The sequence below is a fragment of the Billgrantia sp. C5P2 genome (genome assembly GCF_051062895.2).
Genome location: NZ_CM128542.1, coordinates 4,549,713 through 4,570,530, shown reverse-complemented (window position 1 = coordinate 4,570,530; position 20,818 = coordinate 4,549,713). Strand labels below are relative to the sequence as shown.

The window sequence follows — 20,818 nt, the reverse complement described above, 5'->3', positions numbered from 1 at the left end:
TCAGCCCCAGCACGTTTCCAGGCCGGCGTCGGATGAAACCGAAGGGATCTCCTCTACCGGGGAATCGGTGATCAGCTCCACCCCGGTATCCACGAAGTCGAGCCCGTCCGATGCCTGCGGCCTTTCACCGGTCCTGGCGTAATTGACGATCGTCTCGACCCCCATGGATGCCATCCGCAAGGGGAACTGCATCGAGGTGGCACCGATGACCCCATCCGCGACGTTGCGCACGCCCGGGCATCCGCCATCGACCGAGACGATGGTCACCGCATTCTCTCGGCCGGCGGCTTTCAGGGCTTCATAGGCGCCAGCAGCGGCCGGCTCGTTGATGGTGTAGACCAGGTTGATGCCGGGATCCTTCTGCAGCAGGTTCTCCATGGCCCGCCTGCCACCCTCCTCGGAACCCTGGGTCACATCGTTGCCGACGATACGCGGGTCGTCTTCGTCGCCGATGTCGTTGGGGTCGTTGAGATCGATGCCGAAGCCCTGCAGGAAGCCCTGATTACGCGCGACGTCGACGGTGATCTCGCTGCTGCTCAGGTCGAGCAGCGCGATTCTGGCATTGTCGGCCTCGTCGCCCATCCTGGTCCGAGCCCACTGGCCGATCAGCTCACCGGCCTTGAAATTGTCGGTAGCCAGAGTGGCGTCGGCGGCATCAGTCGGGTTCAGGGGGGTATCGAGGGCGATGACCATGACCCCGGCTTGGCGGGCACGCTCGATGGTGGGCACGATCGCCACCGGGTCGTTGGGGGTGATCAGGATGCCCTGAGCCCCGGCAGAGACCAGGTTTTCGATGGCCTGTACCTGCGAGTCGTTGTCGCCGTCGAAGCGGCCGGCAAAGGTGCGCAGCTCGGCCCCCAGCGTATCGGCCTGGGCCTGCGCGCCCTCGCGCATCTTGACGAAGAAAGGATTGGTATTGGTCTTGGTGATGAGGCCCACCAGTACCTCGTCGGCCATGATCGCGGGGGTAACGAAGGTGGCCGTCAAACCCAAGGCCAGCGCGGAGAGGGACTTCTTCATGGTGTACTCCTGAGCGTTGTTATTGTGACCAGTGACTCGAGGCACCATGGCAGCGGGATGCTAACCAACGATTTCATTGCCGCGCAGCGACGTGAAATATTTGAAATATTTGTCGCTCGGCTTCAGCGGTCGGCAGAGGGGGTGAAGAAGGCTCGCCACTGCTCGGGGCGGATCGGCTTCTGCAGGAAGGCATCACCCATGGAGAGCCCGTACTCGCGCTCCAGGGCTTCGCGCGGCATGCCCGATGCCAGCACGACCGGGATCATGGGCCAGTGGCAGCGTACCTGCTCACGCAGGTCGACCCCGCTGAGCGCACCGTTCAAGTTGACGTCGGTGAGAACCAGGCCAGCCGACGCGGCATTTTCCCGCAGCCAGTCAAGCGCCTGTTCGGCATGACGAAACGACTCGACGGGACGGTGGGCGGCGATGAGCTCCGCGGTCACCCGTCTGACCTCGGCGTCGTCTTCGACCACGACCACGGTCTTGTCGCTGGGTACCGCCACGGCGAGCACTGAGGCGATAGACGGGGTGGGGTGGGGCGCGACGGCCTGCACCGGCCAGCTCAAGCGCACCGCCGTGCCCCGGCCCGGTTCGGACTCCATGCGAAACTCGCCGCCACTTTGGGTGACGAAGCCATACACACTGCTCAACCCCAGGCCGCTGCCCTGGCCCATGGGCTTGGTGGTGAAGAAGGGCTCCAGTACCCGTGCTTGCAGTTCGGCCGGTATGCCTTGGCCGGTATCGCTGACGGTGATGGTTACTACCGGCTGCTCGCCTGGTGTGAAGCCGGTGGCAATGACGAGTTGGCCGCCCTGTGGCATGGCCGCACTGCTGTTCAAGGCCAGGTTGAGAATCGCGTTTTCCAGTTGCGAAGGATCGATATAGAGCCGGGTATCCGGGGCCTGCAGCCGGATCAGCAGTTGGACATGCGCCGAGACGCTGTACTCGAGCAGCTCTTCAAGACCGTCGATCAGGGCATCGATATCGACCCACTCCGGCTGCAGGTGCTGCTTGCGGCTGAAGGCCAGCAGGCGCTGCACCAACTGCGTGCCCCGTTCACCGACGTCCAGGGCACGCTCGGTGTACCGGCGTGCCCTGTCGGGCAGGTCGGCCTGCTGTTCAAGCAGTTGCAGGTTGCCGAGAATCGCCGCCAACAGATTATTGAAATCGTGGGCCACACCGCCGGTCAATTGACCCAGGACCTCCATCTTCTGGGCCTGTTGCAGTTGCTGCTCGATCGTCCGCCGGTCGCTGAGATCGCTGTAGAGCGTCACGAAGCCGCCGCCGGGCATGGGCTGGCTGCGAAACTCGATCACCCGGCCGTCGTCGTAGTGGCGCTCGAAGCTCTGGTAGACCTGGTGGCGGCGGACATTGATCGTGCTCATGTCGACCGAGTGGTTGGCCAGCGTCACGTTGCGATGAGGATGTCGCGCCATCTGGCGTTGTACCTCGGCCAAGGGCATGCCAATGCCGATCGTGCCAGGAGCCAGGCCGAACATGTCCAGATAGCGGCGGTTCCAGGCGACCAACCGATCATCGGCGGAAAAGACACTGAGCCCATCCTGGATTTCATTGAACACCGTCTCCAGCAGGTGCTTCTGGGCGCGCAGGTCGTGTCCCGCCTGCTCGATGCGCCCGGCGTGATCGCGAAAGACTTCGTAGGCTCGGGCCAGCGTGCCGATTTCGTCGTGACGGGTGACGGCGATGTGCTTGGGGGCTTCACCGCCCTGCGCCAGCTGAACCATGTCCTGCGTGACGACCCCCAGGTCGCGTATCGTCTTCAGGTTGCTCAGGTAGTGCAGGATGACGCCCAGGATCAACAGTCCGGTCATCAGCATCATCCCGAACAGTACCCGGTCGACCTGGGAGTGCACCGTTTGCTGCTGGATCACGACCTGGCGCTGCAGGGTGCCGGCGAAGCCGTTGACCTCGCGGGTCAAGCGTTCGGATCTGGCGCGCAGGCTGGCCAGCAGGAAGGCTTTCTGCTGAGTGATCTGCGCCATCCGGCCGGCGCTGGCTTCCGCCAGCTCCAACAGTCGCCGGTAAGCCGATGCATGCGGCATCTCGGGAACAGGCGGTTCCGCCAACATGGCCCACTGTTCGATCCACTGGTCAGGGTCGCTGAGTCCTTGATAAAGCGCTTGCAGTATCTGCCAGTGCGTCAAGGAGGGTTTCCCGCCGACCTCGGCGCTCTGCCCGGCGATCTGGGTGGCTTCGAACTGGGCCGTCAGCAGGTCCTCGCGAATGAACAGCTCGGTCTCCATCAGGTCGGTCAGGCGCTCGATGTCGGCCTGCAACGCGTTTAGCTGGGCTTCCAGCATCTGACGGAAGGGCCTGTCGTGGATCGAGGCGGCCACTGCCACCAGCGACTGGAAGCGCTGGGTCAAGCGATCGCGCTCGATCTGCAGCAAGAAGGGCTTGGTCGCCGAAGCCACGTAGGGCGCCAGAGCGGCCAGTTGGGCCACTTCCTCGGACAGTGTCAGTGCGGTTCGAATCTCCGGCAGCGTGCGGGCCTCGAACTGGCTGACGGCATTGCGGGTCTGGGTCAGGCCAAACCAGGCGACCAACACCAGGCCGACCGCCAATAGCGTTGCCACGACCAGTGCCGCCAGGGCACGGCGCTGCAGTGTCCAACGCCCCATCTCAGCGCTTGCGAACCTGGGCCTGGAAAACATAGCCCAGGCCGCGTTCGGTGAGAATGTAGCGGGGATGCTTGGGGTTGGCTTCGATCTTGCGGCGTAGGCGCAGAATCAGCACGTCGATGCTGCGGTCGAAGGAGTCGCTGTCGGTGCCACGCGTACGTTCCAGCAGGCTGTCGCGGCTGAGTACGTGATTGGCCGACGTGACCAGGCTTTCCAGCAGATTGTACTCGCCGAACGTCAGGTTGACCGGTTGGCCGCGGGGGTCGTAGAGCATGCGCCGGGTCAGGTCGAGTCGCCAGTCGTCGAACCACAGGCATTCATGATCCTGGTCTGCAACGGCCTGCAGCGTCACGCTGAGTTGCTTGGAGCGGCGCAGCAGGGCATGCACCCGCGCCATCAGCTCACGCAGATTGAAGGGCTTCATAAGGAAGTCGTCGGCCGCGACTTCCAGACCCAGGATGCGATCGGTTTCGTCCCCCTTGCCGGTCAGCATCATGATCGGTACCGGGCTGGTCGCCCGAATCTCGCGAGCCACTTGCAGGCCATTCTCGCCGGCCAGTTTCAGGTCGAGCACGATCAGGTCCGCCGGGTCGCGGAGGAGCAGTTCATGCAGTGCCTGGCCACTTCTCAGGGCGCTTACCCGGTAGCCCTCCTCCTGCAGCACATCCTGCAGGACGTCGAGCATATCGGCTTCATCGTCCACCACGGCAATATGATGCCGAGCCTGGTTTGCCACGGGGTTGGGCGTTGTCATTGTTCCTCCCGCCAGGGCGAAGCGCCCCCGATCTTGCACCAATGAATCCTTGCAGCGCCATGTTAACGGAAGATTTCATTATTGACGGTGCGATCATCGTTGGAAGGTCACTATGTGGCTGTCCTTGGATGGGCGACTGTGCGGAAGACCAGGCTTGCGTTATCTTGAGCCTCAATGTTTACCGCCGCACGCTGCCAGGAGAGCCTCATGACCGTGATGACCGCCGCCGCCATCGAGGATTTTCTCGACGAGGTCTTCCCTCAGCGTATCGGGACCATCGAGGCCGTCGACGACATGCGCGCCACCATGAGCCTGGCCATCGAGGACGAGCACCTGAGGCCCGGCGCCAGCGTCTCCGGCCCCACCTTGATGGGGCTGGCCGATGTCTGCCTCTACGTGGCCATCCTCGGTCAGATCGGCCCCGAGCCCATGGCGGTCACCAGTGACCTGCACTGTCGTTTCCTGCGCCGCCCGCGGGGTGACCGCGACGTCATCGCCACGGCGCGCCTGCTCAAGCTGGGGCGGCGCCTGGCGGTGGGCGAGGTGCAGCTGTTCTCCGCCGGCGACGAGCGCCCCGTAGCGCTGGTCACCGCCACCTATGTCCTGCCCGATTCCGACTGATCGGGACGCGCACGCAGCCCGCACACGGCAAGCGCCAGCCATCCGGCGATCATCAGCACGCCGCCGAATGGCGTGATCATCCCCAGGCCGCGCAGCCCTGTCAGCGCCAGCAGATAGAGAGAGCCGGAGAACAGCACGATTCCCGCTGTCCAAAGAGCCAGCACGAGGCGCTGGCCGCGGGTTGGCCGCGCGGCGCGCCAGGCCAGCATGCCGAGCATCGCCAGGGTGTGCCACATCTGGTAGCGCACGCCGGTCTCGAAGGCGGCGAACAGCCTTTCGGGCAACTGGCCTTGCAAGGCGTGGGCGGCGAAGGCGCCTGCCATTACCGCCAGGGCGCCCGAGAACGCCGCCAGGCACCACCACCCGCGATCGTGCATTCGTGTTTCTCCTGGACAAGGGATTGCCGCCTACCGTACCGCGGGGGGCGTGAAGGAGCTACAATATCGGCCCGCGACACTCGTCAACGTAGAGAGGATGCCATGCAGATCCAGCTCAACGGTGAGGCCCGAGACCTTGCCCCCGGCCTCACGGTGGCGCAATTGATCGACAGCCTCGGCCTGAGCGGACGGCGCATTGCCGTCGAGCGCAACGAGGAGATCGTGCCGAAGAGCGAGCACGGCGCCACCCCCCTGACCGACGGCGACCGTATCGAAATCGTCCACGCCATCGGGGGCGGCTAGAGGCGCTCCTGCCCGACCGTTTCCCGATCCAGACTCCGCTACAGATACAGGCCATGCGATGACAGACTACTTCCAGGATCAGCCGCTGCAGATTGCCGGCCACGCCTTCACTTCCCGCCTGTTGGTCGGCACCGGCAAGTACAAGGACTTCGACGAGACAGCCGATGCCATTGCCGCCTCGGGCGCCGAAGTGGTCACCTTCGCCGTGCGCCGCACCAACCTTGGCCAGGAGGCCGGGCAGCCCAACCTGCTCGACGTGGTGCCGCCGGATCGTTTCACCCTGCTGCCCAATACGGCCGGCTGCTACACCGCCAAGGATGCCGTGCGTACCTGCAAGCTGGCGCGTGAGCTGCTCGACGGCCACAAGCTGGTCAAGCTCGAGGTGCTGGGCGACGACTCGACGCTCTACCCCAACGTGACCGAAACCCTGAAGGCGGCCGAGGAGCTGCTTGCCGACGGCTTCGACGTGATGGTCTATACCAGCGACGACCCCATCGTGGCGCGTGAGCTCGAGCGCCTGGGCTGCTGTGCGATCATGCCGCTGGGCTCGTTGATCGGCTCCGGCCACGGCATCCAGAACCCGCACAACATCCGCCTGATCATCGAGCAGGCCAGCGTGCCGGTGCTGGTGGATGCCGGCATCGGCACCGCCTCCGACGCCGCCATGGCCATGGAACTGGGCTGCGATGGCGTGCTGATGAATTCCGCCATCGCCCATGCGCGCCAGCCGGTGCTGATGGCCAGCGCCATGAAGAAGGCCGTCGAGGCCGGGCGCGAGGCCTTCCTTGCCGGGCGCATGCCGCGCCGCCAGAGCGCCGACCCCTCCTCGCCCTTTGCCGGCCGCATCAACGGCTGAACCACCGGAGCAGCACGAATTCCATGAGTGACCCGCAACGCGACCCCGCCACCACCGGCCCGGAAGGGCCCGACGCCCCGCTGCATCGTCGCGGCATCAAGAGCTACGTGCTGCGTGCCGGCCGCATGACCCAGGCCCAGACCCGCGGCCTGGAAGAGGTCTGGCCGCGGCTGGGGCTGACCCTGGCCGACGGGCGCCAGGACCTCGACGCCCTGTTCGGGCGCCGGGCACCGCGGGTGGTGGAGATCGGCTTCGGCATGGGGGCCTCGCTGATCGAGCAGGCCGAGGCCCATCCCGACACCGACTTCATCGGCATCGAGGTGCATGCGCCGGGCGTGGGCAAGCTGCTCGACGAGGCCGACAAGCGCGGCCTCGGCAATATACGCCTCTATCGCGAGGACGCCTTGGCGGTCCTGGAGCAGTGTCTGCCGGAAGCCAGCATCGACACCCTGCAGCTGTTCTTTCCCGACCCCTGGCCGAAGAAGAAGCACCACAAGCGGCGCATCGTCCAGCCCGCCTTCGTCGAGCTGATCCGCACCCGGCTCAAGCCGGGCGGTAAGCTGCACATGGCCACCGACTGGCAGGCCTATGCCGAGTGGATGGCCGAGGTGATGGCAGCGGCGCCGGGCTACGCCAATACGGCGACGCCCGAGACGGCGCCCTATGTGCCGCGTCCGGCGTTTCGCCCGCTGACCAAGTTCGAGGCGCGCGGGGCGCGTCTGGGTCACGGCGTATGGGACCTGATCTTCGAGCGCTGCGAGTAGCGAGCCGGCACCTCGCGATTGGCGTGCTGGGCGAGGCAGATCGGGCGAAGGAGTGGCGACCTGGGGCGCCACTCCTTCAAGGTAAAAAAAGCGCCTCCAGAGGAGGCGCAGGCAAGACCCTGGGCTTGTGAAAAGCAGCAATGAGGGGGAATCCGGCCTGCGAGGCAAAAAAGCGCCTCCAGAGGAGGGCGCAGGCAAGACCCTGGGCTTGTGAAAAGCAGCAATGAGTGGGAACCCGGCCTGCGAGGCAAAAAAAAGCGCCTCCAGAGGAGGCGCAGGCAAGACCGTGACTAGCAATGAGGGGGAGAAACCATAGCGGGAAACTGGCGGTTCCCCTAATGGCCGTGATGCCTCATCAACACCACGCCTTCAATGTAATCCATTCTCATTATCGCTGTCAACACGAATGCGAATGTTTTTTATTTCAGCTTCCGGCCAAGTGCAGCCACACGGGCAGCGTGAGCATGGCGAGCAGCGTCTGGCCAGTGATTAGGGCGGCCATCAGCTCGGCATCGCCGCCCAGCTGGCGCGCCAGGATATAGGCCGAAGTGGCGGTGGGTAGGGCGGCGAACAGCAGTGCCACGTCACGGCTGACGGCATCCAGACCGAGCAGCAGCGCCACACCGAGCACCAAGGCCGGCATCAGCACGAGCTTGACCAGATTGGATGCCCACACCCCGCGGTCGACTCGCAGCAGTGCCTGCGGGCGCAGCGCGACGCCCACCGCGACCAGGCCCAGCGGCAGGGCGGCCCGCCCGAGCAACTCGACTGCCGCGCCGCTCCAGCCGGGCAGGCCGATGCCCGAGAGATTGAGGCCGATACCAAACAGACAGGCAAGGATCAACGGGTTGCGTACCAGTGCCGCCAGGCTCTTGCCCAGGCTGGAAGGGCCGAGCGTGCCGGCGGCGATGAAGCTGGCCACGCACAAGACGTTGACCACCGGGACCATCAGTGCCACGGCGACCGCTGCCACCGTGACACCGGCCGAACCGTGCAGCGCGGCGGCGCCGGCGACCCCCACATAGGTGTTGAAGCGCAGCGCCCCCTGGAACACCGACGTGAAGGCGGCGGGCTCGAGGCCCAGACGACGCTGAGTGGCCCAGAGCAGCCCGGCGAAGACCGCCATGCCGCCGAGCAGGGCAATTGCCAGGCGAACCACGGGCACTTCGCCCACGTTGGCAGTCGCCAGGGTAGCGACCAGCATGGCGGGAAAGAGCAGGAAATAGATGACCTTCTCGAGCTGCGCCCAGAACTCGCCGTTGGGCTGACGCAATCGCCCCAGGGCAGCACCCAGCAGTATCAGCAGGAACAGCGGGCCAAGTGCATCGGCGACGCCTTGCATGTCGGTATCCTTGTAGCTATTGGCTATTGGCTATTGGCTATTGGCTATTGGCCATTGATTGAGCGTTAAACCCTGCGACAACGGTACACGCCAGGCCGTGAAGCAAATGCTGTTAAGCTTACCCGCTCCATCCGTTAAAGTGCTGCTTTTGCTGCCATGACCTCACCCTCCCTGCCCGAGTCTGGTGAATCCCGCTTCCCGAGGCTGCGCCTGATGATGCTGGCGACGCTGCTGACCCTCTGTGTGGCGCTGTGGTATCTGGCAGCACACCTGCTGCGCGGCGAATCCGACGTCGACTGGCATCTCGCTACGCTGCCCTGCGACCTTCATCGGGGCGCCTGCAGTGCCAACCTCGGCGAGGGGCGCACACTCACCCTGAGCGTCGACGCCCCCGAGGGTATCCGGGCACTGGAGCGCCTGCCGCTGACGGTGCGCGTGGATGGCGTCGAGGTGCAGTCGGCCAACGTCGACTTCGTGGGTCGCGACATGGACATGGGCTTGCATCGCTTTACGCTGAGCCATCAGGATAAGGGGCACTTCGAGGGAGTTGGCCAGGTGCCGATCTGCACCGAGTCGGTCATGCCCTGGCAGGCACAGGTCGTGGTGGAAACCCCTGAAGGCCGGCTGGGAAGCCGATTCGATTTCACGGTGGAGCAGAGTTTGCCATGAAGCAGCAACGTATCTGGGCTATGGGCGCGCTGATCGTCGTGGTGGCCCTCGGTGGCCTGTTCGGTTACCAGCAGCTCCGACAACAGGATGACGGCAATCCGCGCGGCGGGCCGGTGGAGCTGCCCTCGACCCAAGGCGATTTCTCACTGACCCAGCTCGAGGACGACCAACTGGCCGTGCTGTTCTTCGGCTACACCTACTGCCCGGACGTGTGCCCGATGAGCATGGCGGTCATGCGCCAGGTGATGCAGGGGCTGGACGAGGAGCAACGGCGCCGTGTGGTTCCGGTGCTGGTTTCGCTGGACCCCGAGCGCGACACGCTGGAGCGTCTCAGCGAGTACGTCGGCTATTTCGGCGACGACTTCGTCGGCGCCACCGGCAGCCAGGAGCAGCTCGAGGAGCTGGCCGGCCGCTATGGGGTCGTATGGCGCCGGGTGGAAACCCCCGACTCGGCAATGGAGTACACCATCGACCACAGCTCCTCACTCTTTCTGGTCGATCGCGAGGGCACGATCCTGCAGCGGGTGCTCTACTCGCCCACGCCGCATCCGTTGCGTGCGGCGCTGGAGCAAGAGCTTGGCGGATAGGAGGGGCGGCCCGACACCTACTGCTCCGGTGTTTCCTCGAGTCGCTCGATCATGGCCATCAGCGCCTTGACCTGAGTGCCCTCCCGACTGTCGTGCAGCGGGTCGAGTTGCCAGGTGCTCTCGGCAAACCCCCACCAGTCCCAGCAGCCTTGAGGGTTGGCAAGGCTGGAACTGGCCTGGGGATAGAGCACGACGCGGCGGTTGGCCGCGGCCCATTCGTTGAGGCCGCTATGGCGTACGAAGGCCTCGTCGATCTGCTCTGCGGCCATTCCGCAGCCATGCAGTGCCAGCGTCAGGCTGCAACCACCCGCCTCGCAGTCGTCCGGAACCAGCACATAGCCGGCATCGCCCAGGCCGCGTGCGTCGAAGGGCGCCTGGTCGAAGCGCAGCAACTGGGCCGATGACGTGGCCTGGGCCGGTTCCAGGGGTCCATGCAGCCAGGCCAATGCTTCACCGGCGATATCGATGCCGCAGGCCAGCATGTGGGTGCCGCCACCGTTGTCGCACTGGGCCATCTGGCTGGGAGGGACCTGCACGTCGCCCGTAATGGGCCAACCATGGCCGACGCCGGGCGCCTTGACGAGTTTCAACTGCTCATCGGGATCTCTCAGCCAGCCACTCAACTGCTCGGCCAGCGCCATACCGAGAGAAGGGTCCACCACGCTATCCGCCTCACCATGCCAGACGAAGGCGCGCAGTTCGGCGATGGACTCGCTGTCGCCCACCAGATCGCGCGCCTGGTAGTCGCGCAGGCGCACGTCCAGGCCATCCAGGTCGGGTGATCCGCGTCGTGTCGCCATGCACCGGCCCAGCGCCTGGCCCAGACCGCCCTCGGCGCAGCTCCAGGGGCCGGCGGCGAGCACGGCCACGCCCAGGAATCGCTCCGGCCAGGCGATGGCCAACTGAGTGGCCATGTAGCCTCCCGAGGAGATGCCGATCACACTGGTATCGCCGGAGGCAATGGCGAGCCGGGGAAGCTCCGGCAGCCGCTCATCGGCACTTGCGGTAGAAGCCAGCAGCAGCCCGGCGGCCAGCAGTAACGAAGCCTTCATTCGGCTGGTGTCATTCCACGACATCGAGCAGCTCGACGCGGAAGATCAGCGTCTCGTTGGGACCGATGGGACCCTGGCCCTGGGCGCCGTAGCCAAGCTCCGGGGGAATGAAGAGCATCCAGGTGTCGCCTACGCTCATCAACTGCAGGGCCTCCTGCCAGCCCTCGATGACCTGATCCACGCGAAAGCTCAGCGGCTGGCCGCGGTCGAAGGAACTGTCGAACACCGTACCGTCGACCAGGGTGCCCTCGTAGTGCACTTCGACATGGGAGCTCGGCCCTGGGCTCTCGCCGTCGCCACTCTCAAGCACTTCGTACTGTAGCCCCGAGTCGGTAGTGGTGACTTCCTCGCGCTCGCCGTTCTCGGCCATGAAGGCCTGACCATTGGCGAGGTTCTGCTCGGCCATTTCCTCGGCCTCGGCCTGGCGGGCGGCCAGTGCCTCCTGCTGGAACTGGCTTAGGGTCGCGGCCATTTCGTCGGCGTCCATGGCCAGGTCGTTGCCTTCGATGAGGTCGCGAATGGCGTCGGTGAAAGCCTCGATGTCGAGCTCGGGATATTCCTGGGCGATGCTCTGGCCATAGGCGACGCCCAGGCTGTAGCTGAGACGCTCGTCCTCGGTTTCCGGCGCAGCCAGAACGAGCGGCGCCGCGGCCACCAGGGCAACCATGGAGGCGGAAGTCAGCAGTATCTTCATGCAGAGTCCTATCGATTAGTCATTGAGCGGCGTGCAACAGTAATCGGACTCTATCAGGGCGGGACCGGTTCCGCACTTGTCGAACGGTTCCGGCCTCGGCGGGCTCATACCACCAGGGTGGGGCAGTGGGCGGAGCCCGCTACGCGCTGAGCCACGCTGCCCAGCAGCAGGCTCTTCTCGCCGTTGGTGCCCTGGGCGCCGATCACGATCAGGTCGCATTCCCGCTTGCGTGCGAAGCGCACGATGGTGCGTGAAGGGCGTCCGCCCTTGACGAAGGCGCGCAGCCGGGCCGGGTCGGCGCCGAGCTCGACCGCTTCGCTCTTGGCGTGCACGGCGACCTCGGTGGCGTACTCCTTCAAGGCATCGTCGGGAATGTCGAGCCTTGCGGGGCGCACCATGGAGAGCGACGCCTCCAGCAGGCTGTGGTGCTTGAACACGCACAGCACGTAGAGCTCGGCGCCGGTGAGCAGATGCAGGCCAACGGCTTTCTCCAGCGCCTTCAGGGCACCCCTCGAACCGTCCACCGGTACCAGTATGCGATTGAACATCTCAGCGTCTCCTCAGCATCGGGCGGTTCGCTAGCGGAAGGCCAGGTCGCGCAGGAACAGGGCGATCTGCGGGAACATGATGATCAGTGCCGCCGACAGGATCAGCATGAACACGAAGGGGGGCGTGCCGCGGATGACCTCCCAGTAGGGTCGCTTGAAGATGGCGATGGCGGTGAAGATGTCACAACCGAAAGGTGGCGTCGCCGAGCCTATCGCCACCTGTAGCGTGATCAGCACGCCCACCAGTACCGGGTCGAGGCCGGAGGCGGCGATTGCCGGAGCGAAGATCGGCGTCAACACCAGTATCACCACGATCGGGTCGACGAACATGCAGGCGATGAAGAAGGCCACAGAGATGGCCACCAGCACGCCGACGGGGCCGGCCTCGTTGATGCCGAATGCCCCCAGCAGGGTCTGGGGGATCTGGGCGAAGGAGATGATCCAGGAGAAGCCGTTGCCCACGGCCACCAGAATGAAGACCACCGCGGTGATCAGGCCGGTGGACTTGGCGATGGCGTAGATGTCCGGCATTTTCAGCGAACGGAAGATCACGAACTCCAGCAGCACGGCATAGAGTACGCAGGCCGCGGCGGCCTCGGTGGGGCTGAAGATGCCGCCGTAGATACCGCCCACGATGAGTACCGGAAAGCCCAACGGCCACAGCGCGTCACGCACCGCCAGGGCGCGTCCCCGCCAGCTCGACTTGGGCTCGGTGGGCACCTGATGGACGATGGCGTAGATGATGCAGTAGACCGAGAACATGGCCAATATCAGCAGGCCCGGGCCGATGCCGGCGATGAACAATTCGCCGATCGAGGTGCCCGAGATGACCCCGTAGATGATCATGCCGATGCTGGGCGGGATCAGGAAGGCGATGTCGCTGGAATTGATGATCAGCGCCAGGGTGAAGGAGTCCTTGTAGCCGGCCTTGAGCATGCGCGGCCGCAGCGGCGAACCCACCGCCACCACGGTGGCCTGGGTCGAACCCGAGACGGCGCCGAACAGGGTGCAGGAGGCAGCGGTACTCACCGCGAGCCCGCCCTTGATGTGCCCGACGAAGCTCATGACCATGTCGATCAGACGCCCGGCCGACTGGCCGCGGGTCATGATGTCGGCGGCCAGGATGAACATGGGCACGGCGATCAGTGCCGTGGGCCGAATGCCCCCCATCATCTGCTGGATGAGGGTTTCCATTTGCCCGAGACCGCCGAAGGTCATGAAGAAGCCGACGAAGGCAGCCGTCGCCAGCGGGATCATCATCGGAAACCCCAGCAGCAGGAGCACGATCATGATGGAAATTATGATGGATGTCATGGTTATTGTTCCTCGCGCCCTGCGTCAGACTTCCGTCTCGGTATCCTTGTAGCCATCGACCACATGGGTCGACAGATAGACGTCATGGGAGGTGAGATTCTTGATCGCGGTGAGCAGGTACTGGATACCGGTGATGGCGAAGCCGATGGGCACCCAGAGGTAGATCGTCCATACCGGAATACTCAGAGATGGCAGCACGCGACCGCGACCGTACAGGGTCTCGATGTAGCCGATCGAGAAGTAGCAGAGCACGAACATCACCAGCGAGGTGAACAGACTGATCACGATCATCAACCAGCGACGGCCACCGGTGGGCAGGGCATCGTAGATCGCCGACATGCGGATGTGGCGACCGTGACGGGCGGCATAGCCGAGTCCGGCGAAGGTGATCATCACGATCAGGATGCGGTTGATCTCTTCGGAGAAGTGCAGGCTTTCGCCGAGGACGAAGCGGCTGATCACGTTGGCCACGGTATTCACCGCCATCAGGATGACGCCCAATGCCAGGATGACCGACTCGGCGCGGCTGATCCAGGTATCGACGATGCCAAGCGGGCCGGGGAGCGTGGAACGGTAGTTCTTTTCCGAATCTTCTTCTGTCATGCGACCGGTCTCCTGGAGGCTTCTCCTGCAAGGGCTCCCTGCAAGATAGTTAAGCGTGTTTCTCTCGCCAAAGGGTAACAACATGAGCCCGTCAAAAGTGCGGCGGCTTCAACGCTGGTTGGCCGGGAAAACACGCTGGCCGGAAACATGAAGGGGCAGCCGGCCGGCTACCCCTTCATGCGTTCGCGGTGAGTGCCCTGACTGGGGCTTACTCGCCGGACACGGCTTCCAGGTCGGCCTTGAACTGCTCGAGCAGTTCGCGACCGCGCTCGCCGGTCATTTCGATGAAACGCTCCTCGACCTGAGGGGCACGCTCGCGGAAGGCCTCGATCTCGTCCTCGTCGAGGCGTGTCACGGTGACCTCGTCGGAAGCTTCCTGGATCTTCTCGAGCGACTCCTCGGCCAGGCCGGAGATGTGCTCGATGGTGTGGTCGTAGGCCGCGTCGGCAGCGTCACGCACCAGCTGCTGCTCTTCCTCGGAAAGACCGTCGAAGAAGTCCTGGTTGGCCATCATCGCCGTGGTGAACCAGCCGTGCCCGGTGAACACCAGGTGCGGGGAGACTTCGTAGAGGCCGCCGGACTCGATCCAGAAGATCGGGTTCTCCTGGCCCTGGATGATGCCGGTCTGCAAGCCGCCATAAACCTCGCCCCAGGGCAGCGGCGTGGGGGTGGCGCCGAAGGCCCGGTAGGTCTCGGAGAGCAACGGGTTGGTCATGGTACGGATGTTCTTGCCGTGCAGGTCGTCCGGGGTGCGGATCGGTTCGTCCACGGTCACGACCATCTCGCCTTCCGGGTACATCTTGAGCAGCTCGAGACCCTGCTCGGCGTAGAGTTCCGGGAACGTCTCGTTGATGGCCGTGCTCTCGTCGAAGAACTTGAGAACAGTCTCTTCGTCGGTAGGCAGCAAGTAGGGAATGAAGAAGATCTGGGCTTCGGGAATCAGGGCCCCGGTGAAGCCGGGCGACTGGTTGACGAACTGCAGGATGCCGGCCTGGGTCTGCTCCATGATGTCGTCGGATTCACCCAGCTCGCCGAAGCGATAAACCTGTACGGTGTGGTCGGAGTTTTCCTCAATGTACTCCTTGAAGGCGACGGCAAATACGTCCTGAACGTCACCCTCGAATTCCTCATGCGCATAGCGCCAATTGGCGGAATGGGCGGCAGCCGACATGCCGAACAGCATTGCGCCGATACTGGCAGTGGTCAACAGCTTGGTTGCCTTCATTATTATGTTCTCCTCGCAGGTTGGGCCCGTGAAAAAAAGCCACATCAACAGGCATTGGTAGCCACAAATGGCTACACAGCTTTTTTCAGGCTAGCGTGCCCCCTACAGAGGGTCAAGGCGGTATTCGAGGGTTTGTGCTGCCAAAAGTTGCGCTTTTTTCTGTAATTTCCAGCGACTTGCCAGGGAAATTTCGAGACTTGGAGCAGCGACGGACAGAGGGGCCAGCTCCTCGGCCTGCTCGGCAAGGTGTTGGAGGCGCTCCAGGGTTTCGCGCTCGGCCGCCAGCTCGGCCTGCTGGATCTGCTGGCGTACCTCGGCGACACCGGCACTGTATGCGGCTTGGGCCCTCAAGTGTCGGCGCAGGGTGCGCAGGGGCTGCGTCACCTCCTCCTGCCAGCAGCGAATGGCCGCGAGGCCGGCTGGTTCCTGTGCCAAGGCCAGGCCATGGCGATGGAGCCAGCAGCGCCATAGTAGCTCGCACACGTCGACGCCAGCCTCGTCCTGCAGCAACAGGCAGGCGGCTTCCACGCCCGGGCGAGCGTAGAAGTCCAGAGCGAAATCCCACAGCGGGTCGGTGGCAAGTCCGGCCCGCAGAGCGGTGGCCGTTGCGGTAGAATCGTTCTTCATGATCCGGTCGTCGCCGGCGGGGCCTTCTAATAGGGCCCTGTGCGGCGTCGTTACCCTCTCTGTCAGTTGGAGCCTGCATGATTGCACTGCGCCAGGTTGCCCTGCAACGCGGCACCCAGACCCTGCTCGAGGATGCCGAGCTGACCCTGCACGCCGGCCACAAGGCCGGTATCGTCGGTCCCAACGGCGCCGGCAAGTCCAGCCTGTTCGGCCTGCTGTTGGGCACGCTCGCACCAGACCGAGGCGAGGTCGAGATGAGCGGAGGACAGCGCATCGCTCATATGGCCCAGGAGGTCGACGCGCTGGATCGCGCCATCATCGACTATGTGCTCGACGGCGACACTGAGCTGCGCCAGACCCAGGCCGGCCTGGAAGCGGCGCGCGAGCACGGCGATGCCCATCGTGAGGCCGAGCTGCATGGAGCGATCGAGGCGCTGGACGGCTACAGTGCCCCGGCCCGTGCCGCCCAGCTGCTGATCGGGCTGGGCTTCACCCAGGCCGACCTCGAGCGACCGCTGTCGGCCTTTTCCGGCGGCTGGCGCATGCGCGCCAACCTGGCGCGTACGCTGTTCATGCCCTCGGACCTGCTGCTGCTCGACGAGCCTACCAACCACCTGGATCTCGATGCCCTGCTGTGGCTCGAGCAGTGGCTCATGCGCTATCCCGGCACCCTGCTGCTGATTTCCCACGACCGTGACTTCCTCGATGCGGTATGCGACCACATCGTCCACTTCGACCGGCGTCGGCTGGTGCTCTACCGCGGCAACTACTCCACTTTCGAGCGTACCCGTGCCGAGAAGCTGGCCCTGCAGCAGGCCGAAGCCGCCAAGCAACAGGCGCGGCGTGAGGAGATCGAGCAGTTCGTGGCGCGTTTCAAGGCCAAGGCGAGCAAGGCGCGCCAGGCCCAGAGCCGCATGAAGATGCTCGAGCGCATGGGCGATATCGCCGTGGCGCATGCCGACTCGCCGTTCCACTTCACCATTCCCGCCTCGGCCAAGACGTCGCACCCGCTGTTGGTGCTGGACCGGGCGAGGCTTGGCTATCGGGATGAGGGCGGGGCGGAAAAAGCTCAGCTCGACGAGGTCAAGCTGACCCTGCTTCCGGGGCAGCGGATCGGCCTGCTGGGTCCCAACGGGGCCGGCAAGTCGACTCTGATCAAGTCGCTGACCGGCGAGCTGCCGCTGCTGGCGGGCAGGCGTATCCCCGGCGAGCACCTCGCCGTCGGCTATTTTGCCCAGCACCAGCTCGAGGGGCTCGACATGACGGCGACGCCGTTCATGCATGTGCAGCGGCTGTCGCCCACCGCCAGCGACCAGTCGATCCGTACCTTCCTCGGCGGCTTTGGTTTCAAGGGCGACGACGCCTTCGGCGAGGTGGGGCGTTTCTCCGGCGGCGAGAAGGCGCGCCTGGCGCTGGCACTGGTGGCGTGGCGCAAGCCCAACCTGCTGCTGCTCGACGAGCCCACCAACCATCTCGACCTGGAGATGCGCGAGGCGCTCACCGAGGCGTTGGCCAGCTTCGAGGGCACGGTGATCCTGGTTTCCCACGACCGCCACCTGCTGCGCGCGACCGTTGACGAGTTCTGGAAAGTGGCCGACCACCGCGTTGAACCCTTCGACGGCGACCTGGAGGATTACCGCGCCTGGCTCAAGGCGCGGCTGGAGAGCGAGCGCCGCGAGGCGCGGGTCGACAAGGCCGAGCGTCAGGCGGAGAGTGCCGCGCCCAAGGAGGACCGCAAGTCGGCCCGCCGCGCCGCCGCCGAGCTGCGCGAGAAGCTGCGCCCGCTGAAGAAGGCGCGCGATCGCGCCGAACAGGCCATGGAGAAGGCGCAGGGCGAACTCGCCGTAGTGGAAGAGGCGCTAGGCGAGGCTGAGCTCTACACCGACCCGGCGCGCAAGGCCGAGCTCACCGAGCGGTTGGCCCGCCAGGGCGAGCTCAAGTCGCTGCTGGAGGAGCTGGAGGCCGAGTGGCTGGCCGCCGAGGAGGCGCTCGAAGCGATGGAAGCGGAGCTTCTCGAAAGCGGGGCCTGACATGCCCGGAACAAAGACATCACGGTGCCGATGGCTAGCCTAAGCGAGCGGCGCCGGAGGCAGGCCCCCTCAACTTTCTAGTAGAAACGTCACCGGCCCATCGTTGACCAGCTCGACCTGCATGTTGGCGGCGAACTCGCCGCTGGCGACCTTGGGCCAGGCGACCCGGGCGCATTCGAGCAGGTAGTGGAACAGCCGCTCGCCATCGGCCGGCGGCGCGGCGCTGGAGAAGCTCGGGCGCAGCCCCTTGCGGGTATCGGCCGCCAGGGTGAACTGCGATACGAGTAAGAGCCCGCCCTCGACCTGCTGCAGGTCGAGGTTCATCTTGCCCGCCTCGTCGCTGAAGACACGGTAGTGCAGCAACTTGTGCAGCAGGCGCTCGGCGGCGATCTCGTCGTCGCCCTTCTCGACCCCCACCAGCGCCAGCAGGCCGTGATCGATGGCGCCAACCACTCGTTCATCCACCGTCACGCTGGCGCGGCGCACGCGCTGTATCAGGGCTTTCATACGGCGGGTTTCCTCCTGGCGATGAGCTCGCCGGAAGGGTACCACGTGACGTAATCGGTGTTACCAGGCGCGGCACAACATGATGTCACAATGCGGCTCGGCGAGTAGCGCCTCGGTGATGTGGCTATGACGACCCAACTGGCCGCGGCTGCTCAGTGACAGCAGGTCGGGCGGTTGGCGTCGCAGCTGGGTCAGCAGCACCTCGAGCGGCTCGCCCTGCTCGAGGATCAGTTCGACTTCCGGCACGCTGTCGAGTTCGCCCATCAGTTGGTCGGTCTCGCGCTCGAGCTGGCAGCGCAGGCGTTCGACCTCACGGTCGCGCCAACGGGCGTAATCGCTGTCGGAGCCCAGTTCGCGCTCGCCGGGAATGTCCCAGGCATGCAGCAGGGTCAGACGTGCTTCGGGGAAGCGCTTGAGCGTCTCGCGCAGGGTGTTGCGGCTGGCCAGCGAAAAATCCACCGGCACCAGGATTTCCTGCCAATCGCGGTTGGCAGGCTGGGAGACCGACAATACCGGGCAGGGGGCGCTGCGCAGCACTCGCGCCAGCGTGGTGCCGGCGACCAGGTCGGGCTGGCCGCGCTTGCGATGGGAGCCCAGCACGATCATGTCCACCTCGCGATCGTGCGCCTCGCGGATGATCTCGGCGTAGGTGGCGCCGGCTACCGTCTGCAGCATCACGCTCGGCTCCGGCAACGCATAGTCCTCGCGAACATCCGTCAGGATAGCCTGCATGTCGGCCACCACTGCCTCTTCCAGGTCATGCAGGACGCGTCGGGGCAGGTAGGGGTCGAGCACGTGAATGACGTCCAGGCGCGCGCCACTCTCGTTGGCCAGGCGTATGGCCCGGGCGAAGGCGGCGCGATTCTCGGCCGAGAGGTCACAGGCAAACAGCAGGGTCTGAGTCATCGAAGTCTCTCCGTTGCGGATGAGCCTGGCAGGACAGACTTCAGCATGGGCGGCGCCCGGCAATGGCGCAAGCGCCGTTTCGCTACCACCACAGGTGGAAATGATGCACCGGGCCGTGGCCCTGGCCGACATCGAGCCGTCGGCTCTCCGTCAGCGCCGCCTCGAGCCACTGCTTGGCCGTGGCGATCGCCTGCGGCAAGGTATCCCCCAGCGCCAGACGCGCGGCGATGGCGGAAGAGAGCGAACAGCCGGTGCCATGCAGGTTCGAGGTCGCGATACGGGTGCCCTCGAGCCATGTCGCCTGGGCGTGCTCGATCAACAGATCGGGGCAGCTTTCGTCACGCAGGTGGCCACCCTTGAGTAGCACGGCACCGGCGCCCAGCGCCGCCAGGCCGGACGTCAGGGCCAGCATCTCGTCGCGAGTGCCCGGCGCCGGGCTTGCCAATAGCACGGCGGCTTCAGGCAGGTTGGGCGTGATCAGGTCGGCCAGCGGCACCAGCACTTCGCGCACCGCGGCAATACCGACATCGTCGACCAGGATGTCGCCGCTCTTGGCCACCATTACCGGGTCGAGCACGATCCAGCGGGGGCGCTTGGCCTGCAGGGCGTCGCGGATGGTTTCCGCCACTTCACGGCTGGCGACCATGCCGATCTTCACCGCGTCGATTGCCACGTCGTCGAGCAGGGTGTCGAGCTGCAGGCGGATGAAATCCACCGGCACCGGCTGCACGCCGCGTACGCCGCAGGTGTTCTGAGCGGTCAGCGCGGTGATGACGCTGGTACCATAGGCGCCCAGCGCCGAGAAGGTCTTGAGATCGGCCTGGATGCCGGCGCCGCCGCTAGGGTCGGAGCCGGCGATGGTGAGAACGTTGGGGATGGGGCGTTCGTTCGTCATGGCGTCTCGTCCTGCAAACGGAAACGGGTGGTGTATGGGAGGCGTTGCGTGCTGAGTCTGTTCCTGGTGGCCTTCGTCAGCGCCACGCTGCTGCCGGGTGGCTCCGAAGTCTGGCTGGCGCGCCAGTGGTGCCTGGGCCAGCCGCTGCTGGCGCTGTGGCTGGTGGCGACCTCCGGCAATACCCTGGGCAGCCTGGTCAACGTCTGGCTGGGACGCTACGCGCGTCGCTTCCAGGACCGGCGCTGGTTTCCTGCCTCGCCGCAGGGGCTGGCCCGTGCCGAGCGCTGGTACCTGCGCTTCGGCGAATGGAGCCTGCTGGCGAGCTGGGCGCCGCTGGTCGGTGACCCGCTCACCGTGCTCGCCGGTATCTTCCGCCTGCCGTGGTGGCGGGCGATCCTGCTGATCACCCTGGCCAAGGGAGCGCGCTACGCCGTGGTGCTCTACCTGGCCCAGGCGTGGCTAGCCCCCCTATGCGGCTGAGT

The 20,818-nt window shown here is 65.3% G+C and carries 23 protein-coding genes; 8 read left to right on the top strand and 15 right to left on the bottom strand.

The window, feature by feature from the left end:
• The 3 genes from ACRWQA_RS21310 to ACRWQA_RS21300 form a co-directional block, all read right to left on the bottom strand.
• Complete coding sequence (locus tag ACRWQA_RS21310; protein ID WP_434231376.1) at positions 1–1,020, bottom strand: sugar ABC transporter substrate-binding protein; 1,020 nt, start codon at positions 1,018–1,020, stop codon at positions 1–3.
• A 122-nt stretch (positions 1,021–1,142) separates the two neighbouring features.
• Positions 1,143–3,662: a PAS-domain containing protein gene (locus tag ACRWQA_RS21305; protein ID WP_434231374.1), complete on the bottom strand. Its 2,520-nt coding sequence runs from the start codon at positions 3,660–3,662 to the stop codon at positions 1,143–1,145.
• Position 3,663: 1 nt separating this feature from the next.
• A complete protein-coding gene (locus tag ACRWQA_RS21300; protein ID WP_434231371.1) occupies positions 3,664–4,416 on the bottom strand; it encodes a response regulator in 753 nt (250 codons plus the stop codon).
• 207 nt (positions 4,417–4,623) lie between these two features.
• Between ACRWQA_RS21300 and ACRWQA_RS21295 the strand changes: the two genes are divergently transcribed.
• Entirely contained in the window at positions 4,624–5,037 is a 414-nt protein-coding gene (locus ACRWQA_RS21295) for a PaaI family thioesterase (RefSeq protein WP_263581707.1), read from the top strand.
• Here the strand turns inward: ACRWQA_RS21295 and ACRWQA_RS21290 are convergent.
• Positions 5,013–5,414, bottom strand: a complete 402-nt coding sequence (locus ACRWQA_RS21290) for a DUF423 domain-containing protein (protein WP_263581706.1) — start codon at positions 5,412–5,414, stop codon at positions 5,013–5,015. The two genes, ACRWQA_RS21295 and ACRWQA_RS21290, sit on opposite strands and share 25 nt — an antisense overlap.
• A gap of 102 nt (positions 5,415–5,516) precedes the next feature.
• On the opposite strand from ACRWQA_RS21290, the gene thiS reads away from it, so the two are divergent.
• The 3 genes from thiS to trmB are packed head-to-tail and all read left to right on the top strand — an operon-like array spanning position 5,517 to position 7,337.
• Positions 5,517–5,717, top strand: a complete 201-nt coding sequence (gene thiS / locus ACRWQA_RS21285; RefSeq protein WP_434231367.1) for a sulfur carrier protein ThiS — start codon at positions 5,517–5,519, stop codon at positions 5,715–5,717.
• Positions 5,718–5,775: 58 nt separating this feature from the next.
• Entirely contained in the window at positions 5,776–6,573 is a 798-nt protein-coding gene (locus ACRWQA_RS21280; protein WP_263581704.1) for a thiazole synthase, read from the top strand.
• 23 nt (positions 6,574–6,596) lie between these two features.
• Complete coding sequence (trmB, locus tag ACRWQA_RS21275) at positions 6,597–7,337, top strand: tRNA (guanosine(46)-N7)-methyltransferase TrmB (RefSeq protein ID WP_263581703.1); 741 nt, start codon at positions 6,597–6,599, stop codon at positions 7,335–7,337.
• A 424-nt stretch (positions 7,338–7,761) separates the two neighbouring features.
• Here the strand turns inward: trmB and ACRWQA_RS21270 are convergent, their stop codons facing one another.
• Positions 7,762–8,679 carry an AEC family transporter gene (locus ACRWQA_RS21270; protein ID WP_434232809.1) on the bottom strand — a complete coding sequence of 306 codons (918 nt, stop codon included), beginning with the start codon at positions 8,677–8,679 and terminating at the stop codon, positions 7,762–7,764.
• Positions 8,680–8,835: 156 nt separating this feature from the next.
• On the opposite strand from ACRWQA_RS21270, the gene ACRWQA_RS21265 reads away from it, so the two are divergent.
• Both ACRWQA_RS21265 and ACRWQA_RS21260 read left to right on the top strand, forming a co-directional pair.
• Positions 8,836–9,348, top strand: coding sequence for a hypothetical protein (locus tag ACRWQA_RS21265; RefSeq protein ID WP_263581701.1), 513 nt, complete (start codon positions 8,836–8,838; stop codon positions 9,346–9,348).
• On the top strand, positions 9,345–9,935 hold the full coding sequence (locus ACRWQA_RS21260; RefSeq protein WP_446326226.1) for an SCO family protein: 591 nt from the start codon (positions 9,345–9,347) through the stop codon (positions 9,933–9,935). Before ACRWQA_RS21265 ends, ACRWQA_RS21260 begins: the two co-directional genes overlap by 4 nt.
• Before the next feature lie 17 nt (positions 9,936–9,952).
• On the opposite strand, the gene ACRWQA_RS21255 is transcribed toward ACRWQA_RS21260, so the two are convergent.
• The 7 genes from ACRWQA_RS21255 to ACRWQA_RS21225 form a co-directional block, all read right to left on the bottom strand.
• Positions 9,953–10,987 (bottom strand): alpha/beta hydrolase family protein, encoded by a 1,035-nt coding sequence (locus ACRWQA_RS21255; protein ID WP_434232674.1) that lies wholly within the window; start codon positions 10,985–10,987, stop codon positions 9,953–9,955.
• A 10-nt stretch (positions 10,988–10,997) separates the two neighbouring features.
• Complete coding sequence (gene bamJ / locus ACRWQA_RS21250; protein WP_434232671.1) at positions 10,998–11,681, bottom strand: BamJ family beta-barrel-assembly machinery protein; 684 nt, start codon at positions 11,679–11,681, stop codon at positions 10,998–11,000.
• 104 nt (positions 11,682–11,785) lie between these two features.
• Positions 11,786–12,229, bottom strand: a complete 444-nt coding sequence (locus ACRWQA_RS21245) for a universal stress protein (protein ID WP_263581697.1) — start codon at positions 12,227–12,229, stop codon at positions 11,786–11,788.
• Between the two features lie 30 nt (positions 12,230–12,259).
• Positions 12,260–13,543, bottom strand: a complete 1,284-nt coding sequence (locus tag ACRWQA_RS21240) for a TRAP transporter large permease (RefSeq protein WP_263581696.1) — start codon at positions 13,541–13,543, stop codon at positions 12,260–12,262.
• A gap of 24 nt (positions 13,544–13,567) precedes the next feature.
• Entirely contained in the window at positions 13,568–14,146 is a 579-nt protein-coding gene (locus tag ACRWQA_RS21235; protein WP_434232667.1) for a TRAP transporter small permease, read from the bottom strand.
• A 208-nt stretch (positions 14,147–14,354) separates the two neighbouring features.
• Positions 14,355–15,371, bottom strand: a complete 1,017-nt coding sequence (locus ACRWQA_RS21230) for a TRAP transporter substrate-binding protein (RefSeq protein ID WP_446326225.1) — start codon at positions 15,369–15,371, stop codon at positions 14,355–14,357.
• 102 nt (positions 15,372–15,473) lie between these two features.
• Positions 15,474–15,998: a TIGR02444 family protein gene (locus ACRWQA_RS21225; RefSeq protein ID WP_434231527.1), complete on the bottom strand. Its 525-nt coding sequence runs from the start codon at positions 15,996–15,998 to the stop codon at positions 15,474–15,476.
• 77 nt (positions 15,999–16,075) lie between these two features.
• Here ACRWQA_RS21225 and ACRWQA_RS21220 point away from each other — a divergent pair, with 77 nt between their 5' ends.
• Positions 16,076–18,028, top strand: a complete 1,953-nt coding sequence (locus tag ACRWQA_RS21220) for an ATP-binding cassette domain-containing protein (protein ID WP_434231529.1) — start codon at positions 16,076–16,078, stop codon at positions 18,026–18,028.
• 69 nt (positions 18,029–18,097) lie between these two features.
• On the opposite strand, the gene dtd is transcribed toward ACRWQA_RS21220, so the two are convergent.
• The 3 genes from dtd to thiD form a co-directional block, all read right to left on the bottom strand.
• The gene (gene dtd, locus ACRWQA_RS21215; RefSeq protein WP_434231531.1) at positions 18,098–18,535 is read right to left on the bottom strand and encodes a D-aminoacyl-tRNA deacylase; all 438 of its coding nucleotides are present in this window, start codon (positions 18,533–18,535) and stop codon (positions 18,098–18,100) included.
• A 60-nt stretch (positions 18,536–18,595) separates the two neighbouring features.
• Positions 18,596–19,441 (bottom strand): universal stress protein, encoded by an 846-nt coding sequence (locus tag ACRWQA_RS21210; protein WP_263581690.1) that lies wholly within the window; start codon positions 19,439–19,441, stop codon positions 18,596–18,598.
• Positions 19,442–19,523: 82 nt separating this feature from the next.
• A complete protein-coding gene (gene thiD, locus ACRWQA_RS21205; RefSeq protein ID WP_263581689.1) occupies positions 19,524–20,336 on the bottom strand; it encodes a bifunctional hydroxymethylpyrimidine kinase/phosphomethylpyrimidine kinase in 813 nt (270 codons plus the stop codon).
• A 48-nt stretch (positions 20,337–20,384) separates the two neighbouring features.
• Here thiD and ACRWQA_RS21200 point away from each other — a divergent pair, with 48 nt between their 5' ends.
• Positions 20,385–20,816, top strand: coding sequence for a YqaA family protein (locus tag ACRWQA_RS21200; protein WP_263581688.1), 432 nt, complete (start codon positions 20,385–20,387; stop codon positions 20,814–20,816).
• Positions 20,817–20,818: the final 2 nt, after the last annotated feature.

What these genes read in the sequence shown, in the direction of transcription:
- ACRWQA_RS21310 (WP_434231376.1), bottom strand. Translation starts at nt 1,020, where the DNA reads ATGAAGAAGTCCCTCTCCGCGCTGGCCTTGGGTTTGACGGCCACCTTC.
- ACRWQA_RS21305 (WP_434231374.1), bottom strand. Translation starts at nt 3,662, where the DNA reads ATGGGGCGTTGGACACTGCAGCGCCGTGCCCTGGCGGCACTGGTCGTG.
- ACRWQA_RS21300 (WP_434231371.1), bottom strand. Translation starts at nt 4,416, where the DNA reads ATGACAACGCCCAACCCCGTGGCAAACCAGGCTCGGCATCATATTGCC.
- ACRWQA_RS21295 (WP_263581707.1), top strand. Translation starts at nt 4,624, where the DNA reads ATGACCGTGATGACCGCCGCCGCCATCGAGGATTTTCTCGACGAGGTC.
- ACRWQA_RS21290 (WP_263581706.1), bottom strand. Translation starts at nt 5,414, where the DNA reads ATGCACGATCGCGGGTGGTGGTGCCTGGCGGCGTTCTCGGGCGCCCTG.
- thiS (WP_434231367.1), top strand. Translation starts at nt 5,517, where the DNA reads ATGCAGATCCAGCTCAACGGTGAGGCCCGAGACCTTGCCCCCGGCCTC.
- ACRWQA_RS21280 (WP_263581704.1), top strand. Translation starts at nt 5,776, where the DNA reads ATGACAGACTACTTCCAGGATCAGCCGCTGCAGATTGCCGGCCACGCC.
- trmB (WP_263581703.1), top strand. Translation starts at nt 6,597, where the DNA reads ATGAGTGACCCGCAACGCGACCCCGCCACCACCGGCCCGGAAGGGCCC.
- ACRWQA_RS21270 (WP_434232809.1), bottom strand. Translation starts at nt 8,679, where the DNA reads ATGCAAGGCGTCGCCGATGCACTTGGCCCGCTGTTCCTGCTGATACTG.
- ACRWQA_RS21265 (WP_263581701.1), top strand. Translation starts at nt 8,836, where the DNA reads ATGACCTCACCCTCCCTGCCCGAGTCTGGTGAATCCCGCTTCCCGAGG.
- ACRWQA_RS21260 (WP_446326226.1), top strand. Translation starts at nt 9,345, where the DNA reads ATGAAGCAGCAACGTATCTGGGCTATGGGCGCGCTGATCGTCGTGGTG.
- ACRWQA_RS21255 (WP_434232674.1), bottom strand. Translation starts at nt 10,987, where the DNA reads ATGAAGGCTTCGTTACTGCTGGCCGCCGGGCTGCTGCTGGCTTCTACC.
- bamJ (WP_434232671.1), bottom strand. Translation starts at nt 11,681, where the DNA reads ATGAAGATACTGCTGACTTCCGCCTCCATGGTTGCCCTGGTGGCCGCG.
- ACRWQA_RS21245 (WP_263581697.1), bottom strand. Translation starts at nt 12,229, where the DNA reads ATGTTCAATCGCATACTGGTACCGGTGGACGGTTCGAGGGGTGCCCTG.
- ACRWQA_RS21240 (WP_263581696.1), bottom strand. Translation starts at nt 13,543, where the DNA reads ATGACATCCATCATAATTTCCATCATGATCGTGCTCCTGCTGCTGGGG.
- ACRWQA_RS21235 (WP_434232667.1), bottom strand. Translation starts at nt 14,146, where the DNA reads ATGACAGAAGAAGATTCGGAAAAGAACTACCGTTCCACGCTCCCCGGC.
- ACRWQA_RS21230 (WP_446326225.1), bottom strand. Translation starts at nt 15,371, where the DNA reads ATGAAGGCAACCAAGCTGTTGACCACTGCCAGTATCGGCGCAATGCTG.
- ACRWQA_RS21225 (WP_434231527.1), bottom strand. Translation starts at nt 15,998, where the DNA reads ATGAAGAACGATTCTACCGCAACGGCCACCGCTCTGCGGGCCGGACTT.
- ACRWQA_RS21220 (WP_434231529.1), top strand. Translation starts at nt 16,076, where the DNA reads ATGATTGCACTGCGCCAGGTTGCCCTGCAACGCGGCACCCAGACCCTG.
- dtd (WP_434231531.1), bottom strand. Translation starts at nt 18,535, where the DNA reads ATGAAAGCCCTGATACAGCGCGTGCGCCGCGCCAGCGTGACGGTGGAT.
- ACRWQA_RS21210 (WP_263581690.1), bottom strand. Translation starts at nt 19,441, where the DNA reads ATGACTCAGACCCTGCTGTTTGCCTGTGACCTCTCGGCCGAGAATCGC.
- thiD (WP_263581689.1), bottom strand. Translation starts at nt 20,336, where the DNA reads ATGACGAACGAACGCCCCATCCCCAACGTTCTCACCATCGCCGGCTCC.